Annotated in this window: 19 protein-coding genes; 13 read left to right on the top strand and 6 right to left on the bottom strand. The window is 62.6% G+C overall.

What is annotated here, in order from left to right; all coding sequences use genetic code 11:
* Window positions 1-166: 166 nt before the first annotated feature.
* The 4 genes from FHS02_RS16940 to FHS02_RS16955 all read left to right on the top strand — a co-directional run bounded on the left by FHS02_RS16940 (window position 167) and on the right by FHS02_RS16955 (window position 4187).
* A complete protein-coding gene (locus tag FHS02_RS16940) occupies window positions 167-1174 on the top strand; it encodes a zinc-binding alcohol dehydrogenase family protein (RefSeq protein ID WP_137313768.1) in 1008 nt (335 codons plus the stop codon).
* A 15-nt stretch (window positions 1175-1189) separates the two neighbouring features.
* Window positions 1190-2284, top strand: a complete 1095-nt coding sequence (locus FHS02_RS16945; protein ID WP_137313767.1) for an L-dopachrome tautomerase-related protein — start codon at window positions 1190-1192, stop codon at window positions 2282-2284.
* A gap of 92 nt (window positions 2285-2376) precedes the next feature.
* Window positions 2377-3471 carry an L-dopachrome tautomerase-related protein gene (locus FHS02_RS16950; RefSeq protein ID WP_137313766.1) on the top strand — a complete coding sequence of 365 codons (1095 nt, stop codon included), beginning with the start codon at window positions 2377-2379 and terminating at the stop codon, window positions 3469-3471.
* Window positions 3468-4187 (top strand): glycine betaine ABC transporter substrate-binding protein, encoded by a 720-nt coding sequence (locus FHS02_RS16955; protein WP_137313765.1) that lies wholly within the window; start codon window positions 3468-3470, stop codon window positions 4185-4187. Before FHS02_RS16950 ends, FHS02_RS16955 begins: the two co-directional genes overlap by 4 nt.
* Window positions 4188-4246: 59 nt before the next feature.
* Here the strand turns inward: FHS02_RS16955 and FHS02_RS16960 are convergent, their stop codons facing one another.
* Complete coding sequence (locus FHS02_RS16960) at window positions 4247-5089, bottom strand: SDR family oxidoreductase (protein ID WP_137313764.1); 843 nt, start codon at window positions 5087-5089, stop codon at window positions 4247-4249.
* 94 nt (window positions 5090-5183) lie between these two features.
* Here FHS02_RS16960 and FHS02_RS16965 point away from each other — a divergent pair, with 94 nt between their 5' ends.
* Window positions 5184-6098: an AraC family transcriptional regulator gene (locus FHS02_RS16965; RefSeq protein WP_137313763.1), complete on the top strand. Its 915-nt coding sequence runs from the start codon at window positions 5184-5186 to the stop codon at window positions 6096-6098.
* Between the two features lie 61 nt (window positions 6099-6159).
* Here the strand turns inward: FHS02_RS16965 and FHS02_RS16970 are convergent, their stop codons facing one another.
* The gene (locus FHS02_RS16970) at window positions 6160-7107 is read right to left on the bottom strand and encodes an MBL fold metallo-hydrolase (RefSeq protein ID WP_229422613.1); all 948 of its coding nucleotides are present in this window, start codon (window positions 7105-7107) and stop codon (window positions 6160-6162) included.
* Between the two features lie 147 nt (window positions 7108-7254).
* A complete protein-coding gene (locus FHS02_RS16975; protein WP_137313762.1) occupies window positions 7255-8265 on the bottom strand; it encodes an SLAC1 anion channel family protein in 1011 nt (336 codons plus the stop codon).
* A gap of 514 nt (window positions 8266-8779) precedes the next feature.
* Between FHS02_RS16975 and FHS02_RS16980 the strand changes: the two genes are divergently transcribed.
* Genes FHS02_RS16980 through FHS02_RS16995 form a run of 4 tightly spaced genes read left to right on the top strand, consistent with a single transcriptional unit; the run spans window position 8780 to window position 12702 of the window.
* Window positions 8780-10936 (top strand): xanthine dehydrogenase family protein molybdopterin-binding subunit, encoded by a 2157-nt coding sequence (locus tag FHS02_RS16980; RefSeq protein ID WP_229422612.1) that lies wholly within the window; start codon window positions 8780-8782, stop codon window positions 10934-10936.
* Window positions 10937-10956: 20 nt separating this feature from the next.
* Window positions 10957-11409 (top strand): (2Fe-2S)-binding protein, encoded by a 453-nt coding sequence (locus FHS02_RS16985; protein WP_137313760.1) that lies wholly within the window; start codon window positions 10957-10959, stop codon window positions 11407-11409.
* Window positions 11402-11956, top strand: a complete 555-nt coding sequence (locus FHS02_RS16990) for a hypothetical protein (protein WP_175424796.1) — start codon at window positions 11402-11404, stop codon at window positions 11954-11956. The genes FHS02_RS16985 and FHS02_RS16990 overlap by 8 nt, the downstream gene beginning before the upstream one ends.
* Window positions 11957-11982: 26 nt before the next feature.
* A complete protein-coding gene (locus FHS02_RS16995) occupies window positions 11983-12702 on the top strand; it encodes a hypothetical protein (protein ID WP_137313759.1) in 720 nt (239 codons plus the stop codon).
* Between the two features lie 43 nt (window positions 12703-12745).
* On the opposite strand, the gene FHS02_RS17000 is transcribed toward FHS02_RS16995, so the two are convergent.
* The 3 genes from FHS02_RS17000 to FHS02_RS17010 form a co-directional block, all read right to left on the bottom strand.
* The gene (locus FHS02_RS17000) at window positions 12746-13435 is read right to left on the bottom strand and encodes a response regulator transcription factor (RefSeq protein WP_137313758.1); all 690 of its coding nucleotides are present in this window, start codon (window positions 13433-13435) and stop codon (window positions 12746-12748) included.
* A 121-nt stretch (window positions 13436-13556) separates the two neighbouring features.
* Complete coding sequence (locus tag FHS02_RS17005) at window positions 13557-14852, bottom strand: MFS transporter (RefSeq protein ID WP_137313757.1); 1296 nt, start codon at window positions 14850-14852, stop codon at window positions 13557-13559.
* Entirely contained in the window at window positions 14821-17643 is a 2823-nt protein-coding gene (locus tag FHS02_RS17010; protein ID WP_137313756.1) for an ATP-binding protein, read from the bottom strand. Before FHS02_RS17010 ends, FHS02_RS17005 begins: the two co-directional genes overlap by 32 nt.
* Before the next feature lie 236 nt (window positions 17644-17879).
* On the opposite strand from FHS02_RS17010, the gene FHS02_RS17015 reads away from it, so the two are divergent.
* The 4 genes from FHS02_RS17015 (at window position 17880) to FHS02_RS17030 (ending at window position 21863) form a co-directional block, all read left to right on the top strand.
* The gene (locus tag FHS02_RS17015; RefSeq protein ID WP_217496934.1) at window positions 17880-18659 is read left to right on the top strand and encodes an alpha/beta hydrolase; all 780 of its coding nucleotides are present in this window, start codon (window positions 17880-17882) and stop codon (window positions 18657-18659) included.
* 424 nt (window positions 18660-19083) lie between these two features.
* Window positions 19084-19848 carry an SDR family oxidoreductase gene (locus FHS02_RS17020; RefSeq protein ID WP_137313755.1) on the top strand — a complete coding sequence of 255 codons (765 nt, stop codon included), beginning with the start codon at window positions 19084-19086 and terminating at the stop codon, window positions 19846-19848.
* A gap of 30 nt (window positions 19849-19878) precedes the next feature.
* Window positions 19879-21033, top strand: coding sequence for an MFS transporter (locus FHS02_RS17025; RefSeq protein ID WP_229430097.1), 1155 nt, complete (start codon window positions 19879-19881; stop codon window positions 21031-21033).
* Entirely contained in the window at window positions 21030-21863 is an 834-nt protein-coding gene (locus FHS02_RS17030; RefSeq protein ID WP_137313753.1) for an N-acyl homoserine lactonase family protein, read from the top strand. The genes FHS02_RS17025 and FHS02_RS17030 overlap by 4 nt, the downstream gene beginning before the upstream one ends.
* Window positions 21864-22060 lie beyond the last annotated feature (197 nt).

Genomic DNA, 22060 nt, shown 5'->3' on the forward strand with positions numbered 1-22060 from the left:
ATGCCTTGTCTTCGTTTACGGCTGGCACCGCCAATGCTGGAAAAGGTAGCTCATCAACATGACTATTTTCACTCCGAGAGTGAAAATGCTTCCCAATTAATGGGGTTTTTTCGTAGCTGGCAAAGCCATAAGATGAACACATCGCAACCGACAACGGAGAAGAAGAATGAAAGCAATCGCCTACACCCAGCATGGACTGCCGATCGATAACCCCGCGGCACTGATCAACGTGGAGCTGCCTGACCCCGTGCCGGGTCCGCGTGACCTGCTGGTTCGCGTGCACGCGGTATCAGTGAATCCGGTCGACACGAAGGTTCGCCGCAGCTCGGCCGTGACCGCGCCCCGCGTGCTGGGCTGGGATGCGGCCGGCATCGTGGAATCCGTGGGCGAGGAAGTCACCGCCTTTAAGCAGGGCGATGAGGTGTACTACGCCGGTTCGTTGATGCGCCCGGGTTCGTACAGCGAGCTGCACTTGGTCGACGAGCGCATCGCCGGCCACAAGCCGAAGACGCTGGCCTTCTCGGATGCTGCTGCGCTGCCGCTGACGTCGCTGACGGCTTGGGAACTGCTGTTCGACCGTCTGAAAGTGCCGGAGCAGGGAGGTGGCGGCCGCGTGATGGTCATCATCGGTGCTTCAGGCGGCGTGGGTTCGATCTTGACGCAGCTGGCTAGTAAGCTGACGGGGGTGACGGTCGTTGGTACCGCTTCCCGTACCGAGACGGCCGAGTGGGTGCGTGCAGTAGGCGCCCATCATGTGATCGATCACTCGAAGCCGATGAAGCCGCAGCTGAGAGAACTTGGCCATGAGTACGCGGACATCGTGGTGAGCTTGACGCACACCGACCATCATTATGCGGACATTGTCGACATGTTGGCGCCGCAGGGCCAGTTTGCCTTGATCGATGATCCGGCCACCCTCGATGCGATGCCGCTGAAGCGCAAGAGCATCTCGCTGCACTGGGAACTGATGTTCACCCGTTCGATGTACGAGACGGTCGACATGGTGCGCCAGCGTGAGATCCTCGATCGCGTGGCGTCTCTGATCGACATTGGCGCCTTGAAGACGACGGTGGGGGAGCACTTTGGAAAGATCGATGCCGCGAACCTGCGTCGGGCGCACGCCATCGTGGAGAGCAACAAGGCGCGCGGCAAGTTCGTGCTGGCCGGCTTCTGATCGGGAGATGAACTCATGAAAGCATTGACATTCGTCGCGTCCGCTGTCTTCTTCCTCGCGGGAACTGCTGGGGCTGCCGAGAAGGCGCTCTCCATCGGCACCCTGGAACGGGTAGCTACGTTCGATGGGGCCATGCCCACGGGCGTCACTGTCAGCGAGGGCGGCCGTATTTTCGTGAACTTCCCGCGCTGGGGCGACGACGTGAAGTTCACGGTGGCGGAACTGCGCAATGGGAAGGCCGTGCCCTATCCGCAGGCCGATGCCGATCCGTTCATTAGCGTGCAGAGTGTGGTGGCGGATGGCCATGGCCGGGTTTGGGTCCTAGATACTGCTGCACCGAAGTTCTCCGCGCCGAAGCCGGGCGGGGCCAGGCTGGTCGCGATCGATCTCGCTACGAACAAGGTCGTGAAGACCTATGTGTTCACGCCGGATGTGGTGCTGCCGTCGACGTACGTGAACGACGTTCGCTTCGACTTCCGCGGGGGCGGCGAAGGGGTGGCCTATATCACCGATTCGTCGCTTTCCGGCCCTGGCGCCATCATCGTTCTCGACCTGGCGACCGGCAAGGCCGTGCGCCGCCTGAATGGGCACGCTTCCGTCATGCCGGAGCCGGGATTTGCACCGGCGGTCAATGGCAAGGCGATGCCCGCATCGTTCAAGGTTGCGTCGGATGGCATCGCCCTGTCGCCGGACGGCGAGACGCTATATTACTGCGCGCTGTCGAGCCGGCACCTGTTTGCCGTGCCGACGAGGCTGTTGCGCGACCCGGCTGTATCCGAAGCCGACTTGGCACGGGCCGTGCGCGATATTGGAGTTAAGGGCGCCTCCGATGGACTGGAGGCAGATGCCAAGGGCACCGTCTACGCAGGCGACTATGAACACAATGCGATCCGTAAGCTCGATGCCGGCGCGACGACCTGGCAGACGATTGCCCAGGCACCGCGGCTGTCGTGGCCCGATACGTTCTCGATCGGTCCGGATGGCTACCTGTACGTGATCGCCAACCAACTGCACCGCCAGGCTGGTTTCAACGAGGGACGCGACCTGCGCCGCAAGCCGTATGAGTTGCTGCGATTGAAGATCGGTGCGCAGCCTGCGCCCACCAGGTAACTGCAACGTTGCCAGCGTGCGGCAGCGCGCCCAGTGCTTCCTCGAGCACGGAGCGCAGGGACGCTGCACCATTCAACCAGCAAGGAACAAACATGCAACGCATTCTCTCGATGAAAGTAGCCGCGGCGGCGGTTTTGGGCGCTGTGCTGGCCTTGAATGCCGGCGCGGCGCAGTTGCAGGTCGTGGCGCAAAGCAACGATATGGTCTGGAACGCCGTGGCCGTGGACGGCTGGCGCGTCTTCGTCGCCGGGCCGCGCTGGACCGGTTCGAAAGGCCCGGCCGTCGGCCTGCTTGATGCAGCCGGCAAGCCGCAACCTTATCCTGATGCTGCCTGGAATGGCTGGCGAAAGGGCGCAGCCAGTGCCCGCGCGTTTGTTAACGTCAATGCCATCCATATGGATGGAAAAGGCAGTTTGTGGGTTGTCGACAGCGGATCACCGGATTTTGGCGGCGACCCGCTCCCGCACGGCGCCAAGGCAGTGCAGATCGACCTGCGCACGAATCGTGTCACGCGCGTTGTCGAATTCGGACCGGATGTCGCGCTGCCCGGCAGCTACGTGGACGACATCCGCTTCAACGGCAAGCATGCCTATCTGACCGATGCCGGGAAGCCTGGCATTATCGTGCTGGATCTCGTGACGGGCGACACGCGCCGTGTGCTGGATGGCTCGCCTGCTACCACGGCCCTGGCGGATCGCCAGATAGAGGTGGCTGGCCGGATCATGCGCGGCGCCGATGGCAAACCGTTGCGGGTGAATGCTGATCCATTCGAGCTGAGCCCTGATGGAAGGCACCTGTACTTTGGCCCACTGAGCGGTCCTTGGTCGCAGGTCGAAACGCGACTGCTGGATGATCCGACGGTAGATGCTGCGGCCCTGGAGCGCGCCGTCAAGCCGTGGGCGGACCTGCCGCCCACTGGCGGCACGGCAATGGATCGTCACGGCAACCTGTACTTTTCGGACCTGAAGACCAGCAGCCTGAAAAAGCGTACGCCGGACGGCAGGGTTATGACCGTGATCCAGGACGATCGCCTGCACTGGGTCGATGCCCCCGTCATTGACGCCGCCCACCGAATCTGGTTGCCCGTGCCGCAAATGGATCGCAACGCACTGTTCAACGATGGCGTTTCCCGCGTACGTTGGCCAATCACCCTGTACACCCTGCAACTCGAAGGAGCAAGCCAATGAAGCCAGTGATACGCTTGGGTCATATTGACCTGTCTTTCCACGCCGCCAGCGCCGAGGTGGTGGCAGCCTTGCTGCGCCTGCACGGTCACGAGGTGGAGTTCTTGAAAGCGCCGCACGAACGCATGTTCGAGATGCTGGGGCGTGGTGAGGTCGACGTGATGGCAACGGCCTGGCTGCCCGCCAGCCACGAGAAATACCTTGCGCCGATCCGTGACCGCGTGCGCGAGCTGACCGTGCTGTACGAACCGTATTGCATCTGGGGCGTGCCCGATTACGTGCCAGAAGACGTGCTGGCATCCGTGGCCGACTTGCGCAAGCCGGAAGTGCTGGCGCGCATGCGCCGCACGATCCAAGGCATCAATCCTGGCGCCGGCATCAGCCGCTTCTCGTCCGCCATGATGGAGGCCTACGGCCTGGCTGGACTTGGATATCACTTCCGCAGCGGCACCGAGGATGAGTGCTTCGGCACGTTCGAGCGGGCTGTGGCGGAAGGGGAGTGGGTGGTCGTGCCGCTGTGGCATCCACAATTCCTGCACGCCCGGCACCGCATCCGCGCGCTGCGCGAGCCCAAGGGCATGCTGGGCGGTCGCGACGCGGCCACGCTGGTGATGCGACGCGATGCCGAGGAAAAGCTCGACGCGCGGACCATCCGCGCGCTGGAAGGGCTTTACCTAGGCAACGACGTGGTGACCGCGATCGACGCACGGCTGCAATGATAGGCATGGCGGAAGCACGGCGGGCACCTCACGGGAGTGTTGGCGCCGCCTGTCCGCAATTACCACATCACGGGCGCATCCGTGGAGTGCGCTAGCTCGCGCTGCGCCTCTAGCGCCGCGAGCCGTTCCGTCAGCTGGCGGTGCATCGCGCTGTAAGCGTCGCTGCCAAGTGCCAGCCGCCGCGGGGCCATCGGCTCGTCAACGCTGGCGATCATCGCAGCGACCATCCTTTCAGGATTGCCCGGCGGCACAGCGGTCTGTGCTTCGATCATCCGGCGGGCGTGGGCGGCGGGTGACGTATCGTAATCGGGCATGTGCGGTGCCAGCTGCGCGCTACGGTAGCGGAAACCAGTGCGGGCTCCGCCCGGTTCGATCAGCGTGCAGCCGATGCCGAATGGCGCGACTTCCTGCGCGACCGAATCGATGAACCCTTCGATGCCCCACTTGCTGGCGTGATACAACGCTGCGCCAGGGAATGCCGCCTGCCCCCCTACCGTGGACAGTTGCAAGATCCGACCGCCGCCCTGAACCCGAAGGTGAGGCAGTGCGCCGCGCACGACCTGTATCGAGCCCAGCAGATTGGTGGCGATCTGATGCAACACCTGCTCGTCCGACGCCTCCTCTGCCGCGCCGAACAAGCCATAGCCCGCATTGCTGACGATGACGTCGATGCGGCCCCATGCGGCAAAGGCGCGATCAATCACCGGGCGAATGGCGTTGAAATCGGCCACGTCCAGTACCGCCAGCCAGAGAGCATCGCCGTGTGCTTCCTTCAGGTCGGCAACCGCGTCGAGGTTACGGACCGTTCCAGCCACGCGCTCGCCGCGGGCCAGCAGCGTGCTAGCCATCATGCGGCCGAAGCCGCTGCTGATGCCCGTGATGAGCCAAGTCCTGTGCGTCATGTTCACTCCTTTCAATCATGATGTGGTAGCAGAATAGCGGCGAAGACCAAGATTTTGAATAATCCGGAATCTCAAAAAAATGCGCGAAAATCCAATGAGTGTCGATCCTTTCTCCGACTTTCTCACGCTGCTGGAGACGCGCTCCGTGCTCTCCGGTGCACTGCAGGCGGGCGGCCATTGGGCCATTCGCTTTCCAGCCACAGACCGCCTGAAATTCTGGGGCGTGCTGCGTGGCCGCTGCATGCTGCTATTGGAAGGCGAAGCCGAGGCGATATCCGTGGAGGCCGGCGACATCTTCCTCCTGCGATGTGCCCGCGCGCACGTGCTGGCCACCGATCCGGCGTTGCCGCCGATGCCGCTTGATGAGATCTTGGTCGACCGCATGGGGGCGCTGGCCCGGCACGGCAGTGGCGACGAGTTCCTGATGATTGGGGGGAAGGTGGAATTGGCACTGGAAACGGCCGGTGTGCTGTTGGATGCGCTGCCGGCATTGATCCATCTCCGCGCGGGAAATCACTGCCTGGACGCCGCGCATTGGTTGTTGCGGCGTTTGGCATACGAGCGTGACGGCGAGGCGCCTGGCGCCGTGACGGCATCGGCACAACTGGCGCACCTGCTTTTCATCGAGATCCTGCGCGCGGCCACGGCCACGGGACAGGTTGCAAAGGGCGGCTGGTTGCCTGCCATCGCCGATGCGCGACTGGCACCCGCGATTCGCCTCATGCATGCCGATCCAGCACGCGCGTGGACCCTCGACGAACTGGCATCTGCGGCAGCAATGTCCCGAGCAGCATTCGCGGCACGCTTTAAGAACGTTGCTGGCCTCGCGCCGATGGCGTATCTGACGGCGTGGCGCATGCGGCTGGCGCAGCGAGCCCTGCGTGAACGGCGGGTGCCGCTGGCGACTCTGGCGCAATCGCTCGGGTATGGCTCAGAAAGTGCCTTCAGCAATGCGTACAAGCGCACGCTTGGTCATGCGCCAACAATGCACCGCTCAGTGAGGCGATGAAGATGGCGCCTGGTCGGTCGTTCTGGCAGTGCGCCGCGTTGCACTGCCGCGGGACGCTGGTTTAGCGAGGCAAGCCGTCGTACACTAGCTTCGCGAAGAAATTGCCGTCGATGACGAAACCGCCATAGCGCTTGTCATACTGGGCTGTCGGCTTGGCGGCCACGACTTCCTCGCGCGTTTTTCCTTGCCGCTTCAACATCGCGATATCCTTTCGCACCGCGACCAGCATGTCACGCCAGCTGGTCAGGCTGGCGCGGTTGCCGGTCGGGCCATGGCCCGGCACGATCAGCGTGTGTGCGCTGCTGGCCGTAATCGCCTTGTTCGCCCACGTGATGGCATTGTCGATGCTGCCGCCATGTTCGTTATCGATGAACGGGTAGTATCCGTTCCAGTACGTGTCGCCCAGGGCCAGCACGTCGGCATGCTTGAAATAGACCCACAGGTCGCCATCGGTATGGCCGTTGCCGAAATTGCGCATGGTGATGGTTTCGCCGGCAAAGCGCATGGTCTTGCTGCCAGCGACGACAATGCTGGGCCGTGCCTCGCGCGGCAGCGGCTCAAACGTGTAGTTCCAGTCTTTCACCCGGGTAGTCTCCGACAGATGCTTGAACGTCATCGGCGAACCGATAACGGTGGCGCCTGCCGCCTGCATCCATGCATTACCGTCGGTATGGTCCCAGTGGTAGTGCGTGTTGACCAGATACCTGAGTGGAGTGGGGCCGATAGAGTTCAGTGCGGCGGTAAGCTTGTCTCGTGATACGGCGATCCCGGAGTCGACGATGAACTTGCCTGCCGGGCTGGCGTACACGACGATATTGCCGCCCGAACCCGACAGCACACTGATGTGGCCGCGCAGGCTCTCGACCTCGACATCGGCCTTGGCGGTTGCTTCGTTGATCTTGACGACAGGACTGCCTGCGTCGGCGGCATAGACCGAGGGCAGCCAGGAATGGGTTGCCAGCATACCTGCGACTGCGACAGGTAACAATCGGGAGATGGTAGTCATCATGTTCCTTTATCGTTGGCGATGTGCATTTGCGCATCCGATTCTAGGGAACGCCACCTTGGTCGCACAACGCGCCCGAAGGAATGCAACCTTGGAGGGAGATCAGCAAGCGCCAAGTTGGAAAGGCGACAGGAGCACTGGCTATCCTGTTCACGTCATCACGGCGCGCAGTTCACCGCGCGCAATGCCCCATAAAGTGCGTATCAGCAGGCCGGCGATGACGACCGTGGCGATGACGAGAACGGCGATAGCGATGCCGTCCGTGTACCGGTTCGGTGAATGGCTGGCATAGCGGATTGCGGCAGTGGCTGAGGCCGAAAGGGGAAAGCTAACGGCCCACCAGGAAACCTTGAATGTTGAGCAGGCCGGCAGGTTGCGTAGCCGTCCTAGCAACACGGCCAGCATGAACAACATCAGCATGTAGAGCGCCGTCGCGAAATCGTCGACGTGTCCGGTCGTGCTTGCGTAGGCCGAGAAGCCTACCGCGAACGGTGCCAGCATGATCATCAGCGATGGTCGCAGCGATTCGGGCATCGGTTCCTGGAACATCAGGCGCGAGAGGATCAGGGTCATCAGGGGGAGGGCGAAGAAGAGTCCGATCGCCAGGCCGAACATCGCGACGCCATGAAGGCGTGGCCACTGCAGCGCGGGAAGGGCCAGCGGCACGTCCAGCATGCCAACCACCGGGACGATCCATGCAGGCGTGGCGTGCACGGGCTGTTGTGCCCCGCGCATCCACCGGCTGACGATGAACCAGGCAAACACGCTCATGCCGATCGCCCCGGCCGCCCAAAACGCCCGTGCCAGCGGCAGGCTGAGGTCGGCCAGCAGCAGCGGCAACAGCAGGATGCTGATCAGCGGCGTACCGAACATATTACCGGCGATCGGGTGGTTGAATTCGTCCCGCACAGCAGTTCCGGCGGTCAGCACCTTGCATGCATAGCCGGCGGTGACCGCAACGAAAGCAAATATCGCCATCCAGCCGAGGCCCGCCCCGATCCAGGACGGCACGCTGAAGTGCGCGTGAGCCGACCGCCACGCCAGCGCAAGCCCTGTTAGGCCCATGACTGAACCGAACAGGGCGACGGGCAAGGCGGCGATCGTACTAGTGGAAGCCGTCCCTGCAGGGAACGCAGGTTTCTCGCCGGTGATGGTGTTCATGGTATTCCTGTTCTGAAGTTTGGTGTCCCATATCAGGCCAGCACGGTGCTGGCGAGCGGCATGAAGCAAGAAGGGCAGCGTGGCCTGATCTTCCGGCACCCGGCCGCCGCCACTGGATCAGCGTAGCGCACGCGGCGGCGTGCCGGCACTCCCCAAATGTGATGCACGTGCAGCGGATTCTGGCCGATGGCGCAGGATGCGAGGCCGAAAGGCGGGAGTCAAGGCACCAAACGGGTGATTGCCCGGAACGAGGCGCTCGTCGAACAATCAACCACATGACCTCCCATATGAATCGCACCGGGCTGCTCCGCAGCGCCTGAACTGCTCCGCGCTTCTCGCCAATGGGGGGAACCGAATGGCCCGAATCCCCGCATTTCTGATTCGTTGCCAGCCGGCCTCGTTCTTATACCCATTTTCATTTTCAATTATTGGAGCTAAGCATGACCACTCAAGCCTTGCGGTACCGCCAAGCCACGATGCGTCCGGCGCAGTGCCGCCATGTATGGAGCTGGCAATGACAAATGCGCTACCTGATGCTTCCCGGCGCCTGTGGCTGAAAGCCGGGGCGGCTGTTGCGGGTGGCCTGTTGCTGCAGGTCGCCATTCCCGGCCGCATGGCCCGCGCTTTGCCAGCGGAAGTCACATTTACGCCAAATGCGTTCATTCGGCTCGACGGTGACGGCAAGGTCACGCTCACGATGCCTTACGTCGAGATGGGGCAGGGTACGTACACGTCGATCCCGATGCTGATTGCAGAGGAGCTCGAGGTCGACCTTGACCAAGTGGTACTGGAGCATGCACCGGCCGACGCAGGCAAGTACGCCAATCCCGCACTGGGTGGCCAGATGACCGGGGGCTCGACGACGATGCGTGCGGCCTGGATGCCGATGCGTCAGGCCGGCGCAGTGGCACGCATTCTTCTCGTGCGTGCGGCAGCCAGTCAGTGGCAGGTCGATCCGGCAACGTGCCGTGCCGAGCGCGGAGCTGTCCTCCATGTAGCCAGCGGGCGCCTGTTGCGGTACGGGCAGCTAGCGGCGGCGGCTGCGCGCATGCCGGTGCCCAACGATCGGGACATCGTGCTCAAGCCGGCTAGCGAGTTCCGCTTGATCGGCACGGCGGCGAAGCGTCTCGATACGAAAGGCAAGCTAGATGGCTCGGCACGCTACGGTATCGACGTGGTCCTGCCCGGCATGAAAGTGGCGGCACTGGCGATCTCGCCAGTGCGCGGTGGCAGGCTGGTCAGGCTCAACGAAGCGGCCGCGATGAAGATCCGCGGCGTGCGCCAGGTAGTGCGGCTCGACGACTGCGCTGCTGTCGTGGCCGACAACATGTCGGCCGCGAACAAGGGCATCGCTGCGTTGTCGCTGGAGTGGGACGATGGCCTTCATGCCGGGCTGACGACCGAGGCGATCGTGGCAGACATGGCGCAGGCCGCGCGTGGTGCCGGCGCGACAGTGCGTTCGGAAAACAATCCCGAGCAGGCACTGCGCGGTGCCGCTCGCGTACTGGAAGCGACTTACGAGCTGCCGTTCCTTGCCCATACGCCGATGGAGCCCGTGAACTGTACGGTGCACGTGCGGCCTGACAGCTGCGAAGTCTGGACCGGTACGCAGATCATGGGCGCTGCGCACGCGGTGGCCGCCCGCGCAGCGGGCCTGCCGCCGGAGCGCGTCACAGTGCACAATTTCCTGCTGGGCGGAGGCTTTGGCCGGCGCCTGGAAGTGGACATGATCGAACGCGCCGTCCGCATCGGCAAGGCGGTGCCGCATCCCGTCAAAGTGGTGTGGAGCCGGGAGCAAGATATCCAGCACGACATGTTCCGGCCATATTTCTACGACAGGATGCTTGCCGGCCTCGATGCCGCCGGCAAGCCGGTCGCCTGGACCCATCACATCACGGGGTCCTCAGTGCTGGGCCGCTTCATGCCAGGAGCCTTCAACAACGGGTTTGACGCCGAGACGGTCGATGGCGCCGACGCGCCGCCGTACGCCTTTCCTGCTATCGGCGTTTCCTACGTTCGCCACGAGCCGCCGGGCGTCGCCACGGCGTTCTGGCGCGGCGTCGGGCCTGCCCACAACGTGTTCGTGGTGGAGAGTTTCATCGACGAGCTTGCCCACGCGGCCGGTGCTGACCAGTTGCGCTACCGGCTCGACCTGCTTGGTCACAACCCCCGGGCCCGCAGGGTGCTCGAACTGGCGGCCGACAAGGCTGGCTGGCAGGGATCGAAAGCCGGCAGCACCGGGCGTGGCCTGGCCGTCCAGTTCGCTTTCGGCACGTATATGGCGATGGTGGCGGACGTGGTGGTCGGTCCGGAAGGCGAGTTGCGCGTCCCGCGCGTCGTCTGCGCCGTCGACTGCGGCGTGGTGATCAATCCCGATACCGTGCACGCACAGGTCGAGAGCGCGGTTGTCTTTGGTATCAGCGCCGTCCTGTACGGTAACGTCACGATCAAGAATGGTCGGGTGGAGCAAAGCAATTTCCACGACTACCGCGTGCTGCGCATGCACGAAGCGCCCGTCGTCGAAACCCATATCGTCGCCAGCGGCGAGGCACCGGGGGGCATGGGCGAGCCGGGCACGGCCTGCGTTATGCCTGCTGTCGCCAATGCCGTCCATGCGCTGGCAGGCAAGCGCATCCGAAAGATGCCCATCGGCGCATCGCTACCGGCCTGAACTCAAAGGAATCCAGACATATGAAACTGAACATTAACGGCAAGCAGCGCCAGATCGATGCGGATGGCGATACGCCCCTCCTATGGGTGCTGCGCGATGAATTGCATCTGAACGGCACAAAGTTTGGATGTGGCATGGCGCTGTGCGGTGCCTGCACCGTGCATGTCGACGGCCAGCCCACCCGCGCTTGCGTGATGCCAGCGTCGGCGGCCGTCGGCAAAAAGATCACCACGATCGAGGCGATCGGCGCCAATCCGGTCGGGCAACGCGTGCAGAAGGCCTGGGCTGCCATCGACGTGCCGCAATGCGGCTACTGCCAGTCGGGCCAGATCATGGCGGCGACGGCGCTGCTGAAAGCGAATCCGCATCCGACCGACAAGGACATCGACGAAGCGATGGCCGGCAATATCTGCCGGTGCGGGACCTACCAGCGCATCCGGCTAGCGATCCACAAGGCGGCGCGCAATGCGTAGCCGTGCGTCCTGCGCGATGGCTGTGCTGGCCGCAATGGTGGCACTTGGCTGGTCTTGCGGTGCAGTGGCGGCCGATGACAGGGCGGCGCTGTTCGATCCAGTGGCCAGTGTGGTCATGGGACCCAGGTGCCTCAACTGTCATCAGGTCGATGCGCCGCGCCAGAAGGACATGGGAGTGCTGCATGCCCAGAAGGTCGTGCGCGGCAAAGACGGCCATGGCTCGGCCGCCTTGCGCTGCCAGGCCTGCCATCAAGCCGAGAACACGGCGGATGGAAGGGTGCCCGGCGTGCGGGACTGGCACCTAGCACCGCTCAGCATGAACTGGCAAGGGCTGGACAAGAAGGGCATCTGCCGGCAACTGCGCGACCCCACCCGGAACGGCAATCGCAAGACACCGCGGGAAGTGGTCGAGCACATGGAAACCGACCCACTGGTGCTGTGGGCCTGGAATCCCGGCGCTGGCCGCAGCAAGCCGGCGTTGTCGCACGACGAGTTCGTGCGCGCCCTGAAAGTTTGGGCAGAGGCGGGGCTGCCTTGCCCCGACTGACCTGTTACATCATCAATGAGGAAACTATGAACGAGATCGTACAAAGCATGATGGATGCCCATGGCGGCCTGGAACGCTGGAACCAGTTCTCAACCCTGTCGGCCCACCTGAGTCAGGGCGGCATCCTGTGGCCATTAAAGGGCAAGGCCGGCATGCTCGATGAAGTCGATGTAACCGTCGACCTGCACCGCCAGTGGACATCGCACGCGCCATTTGGCGCGACCGACCGCCGCACTGACGTCACTCCCGGACGAGCCGCGATCGAGACCGCCGAGGGCAGGGTCGTCGCCGAACTGGTCGAGCCGCGTGCGTCGTTCGCCGGCGCCGGGCTCGATACACCGTGGAACGACCTGCAGTTGGCCTATTTCGTCGGCTATGCAATGTGGAACTATTTGACGTTGCCCTTCGCGTTTGCGCAGCCGGGATTTGAATTCGAGCAGATTGGCGACTGGCAGGAAAACGGCGAAACCTGGCAGCGCCTGTGCGTTCGCTATCCGACATCGGTGGCAACGCATAGCAACCAGCAGACGTTCTATGTGTCAGACGAAGGCCGCTTGCGTCGCCATGATTACGACGTCGACATCAATGGCGGTACACCTGCCGTACACTATTTCCACGACTACGTGAAAGCGCAAGGTATTGCTTTGCCGACGCGCCACTTGATCTTTGTCCGTGACCCAGATCTTGGCCACCAGCTGGAGCCGCTGGTAGTCTCCATCGCAGTTAGCCACCTCCGGTTCGCATGAGGTTCTGAGGAGCGGTAGCTAGTGGCGTTGTCTCTGTAGCGGGTCAGTACGTCGTCCAGCCCGGCATTCGATCGGCTGCTTGGCCGCCGGCGGCACCATTTGACAGGGGCAGCAATTCGGATACAGTCGCGGTCATGCCGGACTCGAAGGCGACACTGGCTGCCTCGGTCCTGGTCTTCGCGTTGAGTTTCGCCATGATCGACTTCACATGGGACTTCACGGTTTGCGTGGCGATACCTAGGTCCCTGCCGATCGACTTGTTGCACAGCCCCCTGGCCAGCAGTTGCAGTACTTCTTCCTCTCTACCGGTCAATTCCTTCTTCCCGGGCGTGCGTGCGTACTGGGTCGCCAGGCTTTGGCAGAGAAAGTTCTCGCCGGCGGCGACACTGCGTATGCTGCGGACAAGCTCGCTCTCCGTCACGGCCCGCAGCACCATGCCATGCACGCCTCGCCGAAAGGCTGACCGGATGGCATATGGCTGCACGCTGGCGGTAACGGCCACGATACGCGGGCGCGCTGGGCCTTCATTGCGTTGTGCCTCCTGGCTGGGCAACGCGCGTAGCGACAGATCATCCACCACCAGTACGTCGACCCGGTGCTGAGATGGCTGCAGGTCGTCGACGATGTAGATGCCCGGCTGCTTATCCAATGTCGCACAGGTGCCTGCGTGCAGCAGTGGCTCGTTGATACGTACCGCGACACGAATCATGCGTGGGACATCAATTGGCTTCATTTCAATTTCCTGACTATAGGCCGTGACAAGGCTGCATCATCGCCAGTGCCACGGGCGGAGTCGAGTTAGCTGATGTTGAATCTTGTTAGCGAGCGAAAGGCGCCGCGGAGTGGGCTTCCCGCTAGACTGCGGTCGAGGCAGGTTGTACTGCCGACGGCCTGTGCCTGAACAGGAAAATTGTGGCGATGATGGCCACGCCGCTGGTCGCAGCGATACACCAGGCAGGGGCGAGCGGGCTTTCGGTAATGGCGATCAGCCATGTGACGGCGGGTTGTGTCGACCCGCCGAAGACGGAGACGCCGATCGAATACACCATCGCCAAGCCTGCGGCCCGGCGATGAGGAGGAAAAAGCTCACAGATTGCGGTGAGCACGCCGCCTGCTGTCAATGCTGTCAGGAATGCGAGTGTGGCGGAGATTGCCTGCAGGGTGCGTCCATCCGGATGTGCGGCGAGCCAGTCGAATGCGGGAATGGCGATCGCCGCGACTGCGACGCGGGGCCACAGGATCATCGAACGGTAGCCGAGCCGATCGGCGAAATAGCCACCGACGATTGCGCCAGTCAGCGTGGCGAAGCCAGTCAGCATGGCAGCTTGGAAGCCGTCCGCCGCGGGAAGCTTCAGAATCACGGTGCCATAGGTCGTCATGTAATTGCCGACATAAGTGGAGACTGTGCCTCCTGCGATGACGAGGATGCCGAGGATGACCGGGTGCGCGCGCCAAGACGGTGCCGGCGCGCCTGGCGGTGCGCGATGCTCGCCCGTCAGGGTTTCCGGCATGCACCTGCGCAGGAACAGCGCGATGGGGATCAGCGCCACACTGGCCAGGAAAGGAACGCGCCATCCCCAGTCTAGCATCTGGTCGGCGGTGAGTGTCAGCGACAATGCAAGCCCGAGGCTGCCGGCCAGGATCATAGCGATGCCCTGGCTGGCGATCTGCAGGGACACATACACCGCGCGCTGGTCGGGTGGAGCGACCTCGAGAAGAAAGGCGGTCGATGGTCCTGTCTCACCGCCCAGAGCGAAGCCCTGGATGAGCCTGAACAGAGTGATGAGTACTGGCGCGGCCACGCCGATTACCGCATAACCGGGCACCAGCACGAGCCCGGCCGTGCCGACCGTCATCAGTACGGCGCTGAGTAGCAGTGCGGGACGGCGGCCCGCACTGTCTGCATATCTGCCAAGGATGACCCCGCCCACCGGGCGGGCGATGAAGCCAACACCGAAGACACCGACCGAGAGCAACAGGCTCAAGGCTGGCTCGGCGGTGGGGAAAAAGACCTTGCCGATGGTGTGCGCGAAAAATGCGTACGCGACGAAATCGAAAAACTCGATGCCGTTGCAAAGGACTGCGGCGACCAGGACGGCGTGGCCGGGCCGCGCGGCTTCAGGCGAGTTTGGCGGTTTTGGTTGCTTCATCGAGCAGCTTGCGCGCGCGCGCGATATCGGGCATGTCCGTTTCCGGCGCCGAGACGAACGGGAACAGCAGGGGCGCGATCTCGTCGTTCCGCAGTTGCGCCATGTACAGGTCGGCAAGTGCCAGCGTTGCTCGCAACTGCTCGGTCCACGCTCCCTGGTCCGCAGCCACCTCGATCGCTGCGGAAAAACTGTTTTCCGCGTCTGAGATGGCGCCGATCTTCCATTGCGACCTGCCACGGGTCACGAGTAATGGCGGTAGGCGCAGCATATCGCCACCGTGGCGGATCATGGCCTCCGCCTCGGTGCACATCGACAGGCTGGCCGCGTGCAGCGACAGGTCGGACAGGGCTTGCGCCATCCACGTCAGGGCGACGCTGGTAATCATCCTGTAGCCATGACCATGCAGCGATTCCACGGCCTTACGAATGCGTTCGAGCCCGGCGGCCGACTGCCCCTGCAGTATCAGAACCTGGCCTTGCAGGACCTCTGCGACATTGCGATACGGTTCGAGCGAATGCAGCTTGCCGATCCGTTCGAGCTCCCGGGCGACGCCGTCGATGCGCTCCATGTCTTGCGCAAAACTGTAGACGGACCCCGCCCAGATCAGGGCGATACAGTACGTGACCGCATGGCCGCGCGCTCTTGCCTTCTGGATGGTCTCCTCGGCAAGCGCGTACGCTTGCGTTTGCTTACCGGTCAGCCAGAAGGTCCTGCTCATGCCACACAATGCGCGAATGTGATATTCGAAGCTGGCATACGAATCGGGCACTTGTGGCGCGCCACAAGTGCCGGTAAAGCAGCTCTCCCAGTGCCGCTGTGCCTCGCCGACGCGGCCGACCAAGTGCAGGCACACACCCATTAACGAGTCTACGGCGAAGCGCGATTGGGAATCGTCCAGCGCTGTCAGCAGCAGTCGGGCCTTGCTGGCTATCGCCAGTGCCGCCGTGTACGAGCCCTGGCGATGCAGCAGCACCAGGTAGCCATTCAGAACGTGCAGCATCTCCGGCAGGTCGCCCAGCTGTTCGGCAAGGGCAATGCTCCGGTCGTAGGCTGCAGCGGCACTTCCGCCACGCTCATGTCCCAGGAACATCAATGACTGCCCGAGAGCCCCTTGCAAGCGCATCTCCAGATGCGATCCGAGGAAGTGTCCTGGCAGTACGGCCAGGGCAGCTTCTGCCCAGCGGGAGCATTCGATCAGCTGCGAGGCCCGCAATAGGAGCGGGCAGGCGATAGCGGCCAATTCGACAGCCATCTCGTGGTTGTTCCTATCGGCTATATGCCAGTCCAGCGCTGCGCGCAGGTTCGGTAGTTCCTGTCCTAGTGTAGTGAACACTTCGTCCCGATGTGTGACGAGCATGAGCCAGTCATGATAGAACAGTGCCTGGCGCCGCAGGATGTCGTTGTACTCGTTCCGGTACTGAAGCATCTCGCGGCAGTACGATCGTGTGGTGTCCAGCAGGCGATAGCGCAGTGAGGTTCCCCCCGCGTCGACCGCCACCAGCGATTTCGCTACCAGGCCCGCAATCCGGTCCATCGCGACGAACTGGTCGGTGTCGTGGCAGCAGATTGCTAGCCCGGCATCCAGCGAGAACGTGCCGGCGAATACCGACAGGCGGCGCAGCAGCTTCTGCTCCTCTTCTTGCAGGAGATTAAAGCTCCAGTCTAGGGTCGCGCGCAAGGTCTGGTGGCGCGCCGTCGCCGTCCTTCTTCCCGGCCACGACAGGGCTGCCCCGGCGCCGAGGTGGCGCGTGACGGCATGCAGGCCGAGCGCGTCGATCCGGCTGGCAGCGAGCTCGATCGCAAGTGCGATCCCGTCCAGCTCCCGGCAGACGCGGGAGACCAGCGGGGCATCATCATCCGTCAAGGAGAACACGAAGCCGCCCGCCGCGGCACGTTCGACGAACAGTGCCACGGCGGGATAAGCAAGTGCCTCCTGCTTCGTCAGTCCGGCGCCTGGCGGCGGAAACGCCAGCGGCTGCAAGCGGTAGACATATTCTCCGATCGCCTTTAGCACCTCACGGCTCGTGATCAGGAAGCGGATGTTGGGACAGTTGCGCAGGATCCTCTCGACGAACATCGCAATCTCTTCGATCAGATGCTCGCAGCAGTCAAGCACGATCAGCGACTTGCGCTCGGCGAGATGGGCTTCCAGTGCTCGTTGATCCTCGACGGAGTGCGCCACGCCCATTGCACCCGCTACGGTTGCACGAATCAGTTCGCGAGCCGTGATGCACGAGAAATCCACGAAATGGACATCCCCGGCAAACTCCCGGTAGAGCGCGTGCATTGCCGCAGTGGCTACCGTGGTCTTGCCGATTCCGCCGGAGCCGACGATCGACACGAGCCGGTACTTCGACAGCGCAGTCGCGAGGGCGGAGATTTCTTCGGAACGGCCAAGCACCGCGGTAGCGAGCGCCGGCAGTCGCGTGCCAGCGTCTGGCTTCGCGGCGTCGCCATGCGATGCGATGCTGGTTTTCTGCACCGGTGCGATGAAGCTATAGCCCTTGTTGGCTATGTTGATGATGTAGCGATGATCGTTGCCGTTGTCGCCCAGAGCCTTACGCAGTGCCACGATATGAAAGCGCAGGTTTCCTTCTTCAACTACCAAGTTCGGCCAGACCCTGGCGAGCAGTTCGCGCTTTCCAATGATTTCGCCGGCCGACTGCACCAGCACGATTAGCAGTTCCAGGGCGCGGCCGCCGAGCTTGACCGGTATGCCGTCATGCTCGAGTAGACGTTCTGCAGGAGAGAGGGTGAATGGTCCGAACTGGAACCGCCAATCTGTAGTCATTGTATTAGAACATCACCAGAACCGCTCATTAACTCTCAGTTTAACATAATTGCCAGAGGAAAACTCAGGGAGACCGGGAGGGGACCACTAGGCCTTGCGAGGGATGCAGGGCGCCCCGTTCTGTAATCGACACTCCTATGGGGTATTGTGCCCTGCGCGACCCTGCCCCAGACTGCTGCCCGTGCGTGCGATTCCATGCTCGCGCATCCGTATGCAGAATTTACGAGGTTCGCTCCATGCATGATGCGTCGCTGATTTCCCTTTTCCATGTACCGGGCCGCAAGCGTGAGGTGCTGGCAACACTACCCCTGCCGGCATCGCCGATGCAGGCCAGGGATGTGGTGCTCGTGCCCGGTGCATTCGTCGATGGTGGGAGCTGGGAGCAGGTTTACCAGCGACTCACCGCGAAAGGCTACCGCGTCAGCGTCGCGCAGATTCCGGCCACGTCGCTCCAGGCGGATATTGCCGCGACCCGGGCCATGATAGACATGCACGATGGACCCGTCATCCTCGTGGGGCATTCGTACGGGGGCGTCGTCATTTCCGAAGCGGGCAATCATCCTCGGGTGGCGCGCCTGGTCTACATTGCCGCGCTCGTGCCCGACTGTGGCGAGTCTGCGCAGAAGCTGCTCGCCTTCCCGCCTGCGGGCGCTGCAATTCCGCCGATCATGGCGCCAGTGAACGGTTTTCTTCGGTTGCAGCAGGAGCTATTCGCCAGCGCTTTCGCGGGCGACCTTACAGCTGATCGTGCGGCATTCCTCGCCAGTGCGCAACGGCCCTGGGGCGTTGCGGCCTTCACAGGCGAGGTATCGATCCCCGCATGGCGTTCCAAGCCGAGCTGGTACCTGGTCGCAGCACGTGACCGGATGATTCCGCCGGAAGAACAGAGAGCGATGGCAGCCCGTGCCGCCGCTGTAATCGCGGAAACCGCAGCCAGCCATGCCGTCCACGAGGCGCGGCCGGACTGTGTAGTAGCCCATATCGACAAAGCGGCGCGAGGCACTCGCTGGTGCTGAGCGGCGTTCGCACTGCACACCATTCCATCTGCGTCCGGCCTGGCAGATAGCCGATGGCCGTGCCTAGCTAGGTACAGGCATGCGCGCGCCACCGGAACAGCGCCACAGGGCTAGCGCCATCGACAGACCGACTAGGGTTGACCCAGGCTGACTCCAAGGAGTTATCCCATCCGGCGCGTTGTCCAGGTGCAGTCGCGCTTCATAGAATTGCTCTGTCAGTGTGTACGGTCGATCCGGCCTCGCGATGCGCAATCTGTCAGTCGAAACGACATCCATTTGCGCCGACGAGAAGGGCGCCAGTAATGGTGGCTGTTGCCGCTGAATCAGTCACAGGATGGCCGGAAAAGCGGTAACCATGTCCTACCGAAATGTGCAGGCCAGCGCAAACTGACACTCATCCAATCACACGTTAAAGGAAACAACCATGAAAACCAACGGCAATACGATCTTCATCACTGGTGGCACCTCGGGCATCGGTCGCGGCATCGCCGAAGCGTTCCATCGGCTGGGCAACCAGGTCATCATCAGCGGCCGCCGAAAGGCACTGCTCGATGAAGTGACGACGGCTAATCCTGGCATGCGGGCGGTGGAACTCGATATCCAGGACCCGCAGCAGATCAAGGCCGTAGCCGCACAGCTGGTGCGCGATTTCCCCATGCTGAACGTCTTGTTCAACAATGCCGGCATCATGCCGTTCGATGACGCGGCCGGTGAAATCGACGACGAGACCGCCGTCTCTACCGTGGCGACGAACCTGCTCGGCCCAGTGCGCATGACGTCCGCCCTTCTGCCCCACCTGAAGCAGCAAAAGGACGCAGTCGTGATTCACAACTCCTCGGTCCTGGCATTCGTGCCGCTGGCCAGCACCGCCGTGTATTCGGCTACAAAGGCAGCCATCCACTCATATGCGTTGTCGCAGCGCTTCATGCTGAAGGGGAGCGGCGTCCGTGTGGTCGAAATCGCGCCGCCTTGGGTCGATACCGACCTCGTTTATAAGAGTGGGGATTCGCGCGCCATGCCGCTGTCCGATTTCATCGCTGCAACGATGGCAGGTCTGGCGGAAGGCAAGGATGAAGTGTATGTGGAAGGAATACAGGCACTGCGCGACAACCCCGGCTCTGGCGAACATGCCTTCTTCACGGCATTCAACCAGTCGCTGAAGGAAAATCCGATCCCAGTCGGGCACTAAGCCATGCACCCCGTCCCACCATCGACGGCAATGGCGCTGCGCTCGCTGGCTCTTGCGTACTTTGTGCAGGCTACGGGTGCACTGTCGGTGGTAGGAACCCTGGCCGCCATCGCCGCTGAATGGCATCTACGCGACGAGCAGGCGGCGCTGCTGATCACTGTCTTCGGCGTCACCTTCGCATTGGCAGCGCCGCTGTTGCAGATGGCGTTCGGGCACTTGCCGCGGCGCCGACAAGTGCTGATCGGCCTCGCGCTGTTCAGCACCGCCGCAATAATATTCGCGCTTGCGCCGGGCTATTACATACTGCTGGCGGCCCGAATTGCTATGGGTTTGGGGGCCGCGTTGATCGGTCCAGTGCTGGGTGCGCTAGCGGCCGGGTTAGTCGAAGACGAGCAACAGGGAAGCGCCATCGCCATGGTCCTGCTGGGCCTGAGCATGGCGGGTCTGGCCGGCATACCACTCGCAACCTGGGCAGCGCAGGCATGGGGACCGCGCACGTTGTTTCTGGCAATCGGCGCGGCCGGCCTGCTGACCGTGGTGCTGATCCGCAGCACTGTGCCGGCTCAAGCAGGGGGCGAGAAGGTTTCGCCTAGCACTTTGGGTCGGGTCGTGTTTGATCCCATATTGCTGCCAGCGTACTTCGTGGTGTTCTTTGCGGCTGCTGCCGTGTACGCGACTTACGCTTTTCTCGTGCCGATCATCCGTGATGTGTTCCACGGTGGCGAACAAACTGCTTCGTTGGCGATGGCGGTATTGGGAGTGTCCGGCGTAGTGGGCAATCTCTTCGTGGTACGCCTTGCACGACGCTACAGCGCCGACACTTTGCTGGTGGCCGGGATGGCGATCCTGGGGTTCGACCTGATGCTGCTGCTTGTTGTGCCACCCACGTTGGCGCAGCTCTTCGGTGTACTGATGCTTTGGGCATTCGCCACGGATATCGTGTGGCCTTCTCAGCAGCGACGCATTGCCGAACTCTCTGCGCAACTGCGGGGCGTGGCCTTGGCGGTGACGGCATCGTTCGTGTTCGCAGGCATCGCTTTGGGCTCCGCCCTTGCAGGGTTCCTGTACGTGCGCTGGGGCTTTCACGCGAACTTGTTTGGCTCATTGGTATTGCTGGCTCTGTCGTGGGCCTGTCTTGCCCTGTCGGCGCGCCGCACGCTTCTTACAACGAAAGGTATCTTATGAAGATTCTGAAAACTGCGCTGCTTTCTTTGGTGCTGTTCTCCGGCGCCGGCCAGACCTGGGGCGCAACGGACGTACGGCTTTACCGTCTAGATTGCGGGACCATGCATATCGGCGACATGTCGATGATGTCCGACGCGGGCCACTATAAGGGCCGCTCGTACGATATCGTCATTTCCTGCTATCTCGTCAAACACGGCGATACCTGGATGCTGTGGGATACGGGATTCGCGCGTCCATTCCTGACAGGCCTAAAACAGGGGGCGCTCGAAATGAATCTGTCGACCACCATCGACAAGCAAATCAAGGGACTCGGTCTTGAGCCCACCGACATCCATTATGTGGCGCTGTCGCACGCGCACTTCGATCATGCGGGGCAGACAAATGACTTTCCGGCCGCCACGCTGGTCCTGCAGAAGGCCGAGCGCGCGGTGCTGAGGGATGAGAAGGCTGCTTCGGAGCACTTCATTCAGCCGGAATTAATTGGGAAACACCTTGCCTCAGGCCGGATACAGGAAATCGATGGCGACCATGACTTTTTCGGCGACGGGACGGTCCGTGCCATCGCTCTTCCAGGGCATACCCCCGGTCACATGGCCTTGCAGGTGACGCTACCGCGCAGCGGTGTGGTGATTCTGTCGGGCGACCAATGGCACTTTCCCGAGAACCGCCGCGACAACCAGGTACCAACGTTCAATTTCGATCATGACGCCACGATCGACTCCTCAGGAAAACTGGAGCGGCTGATTGCGCGCACGAAGGCCAAGCTGATCATCCAGCACGAGCCGGCAGACAATGCGCAATTGCCTGTGCTGCCCGGTTATCTCGACTAGGGAATGCCTCTGGCGCGACGTGAGGTCGTGCAGCCGCTTGGTTGCATAACCACGTTGCGCTGCCGATGAAGTTGGACTAATGTGACCGATCGCATGTTTTTCGGTGTTCTCCGGGCGCGATGATGCGCTACGTATCCATTGATCGCCGTAGTCGCAGCAGACGCGATCACAGCGCAGCGCAAGGGTAAGACGCTGCG

The sequence above is a fragment of the Pseudoduganella umbonata genome (genome assembly GCF_014192225.1).
GTDB lineage: Bacteria > Pseudomonadota > Gammaproteobacteria > Burkholderiales > Burkholderiaceae_D > Rugamonas > Rugamonas umbonata.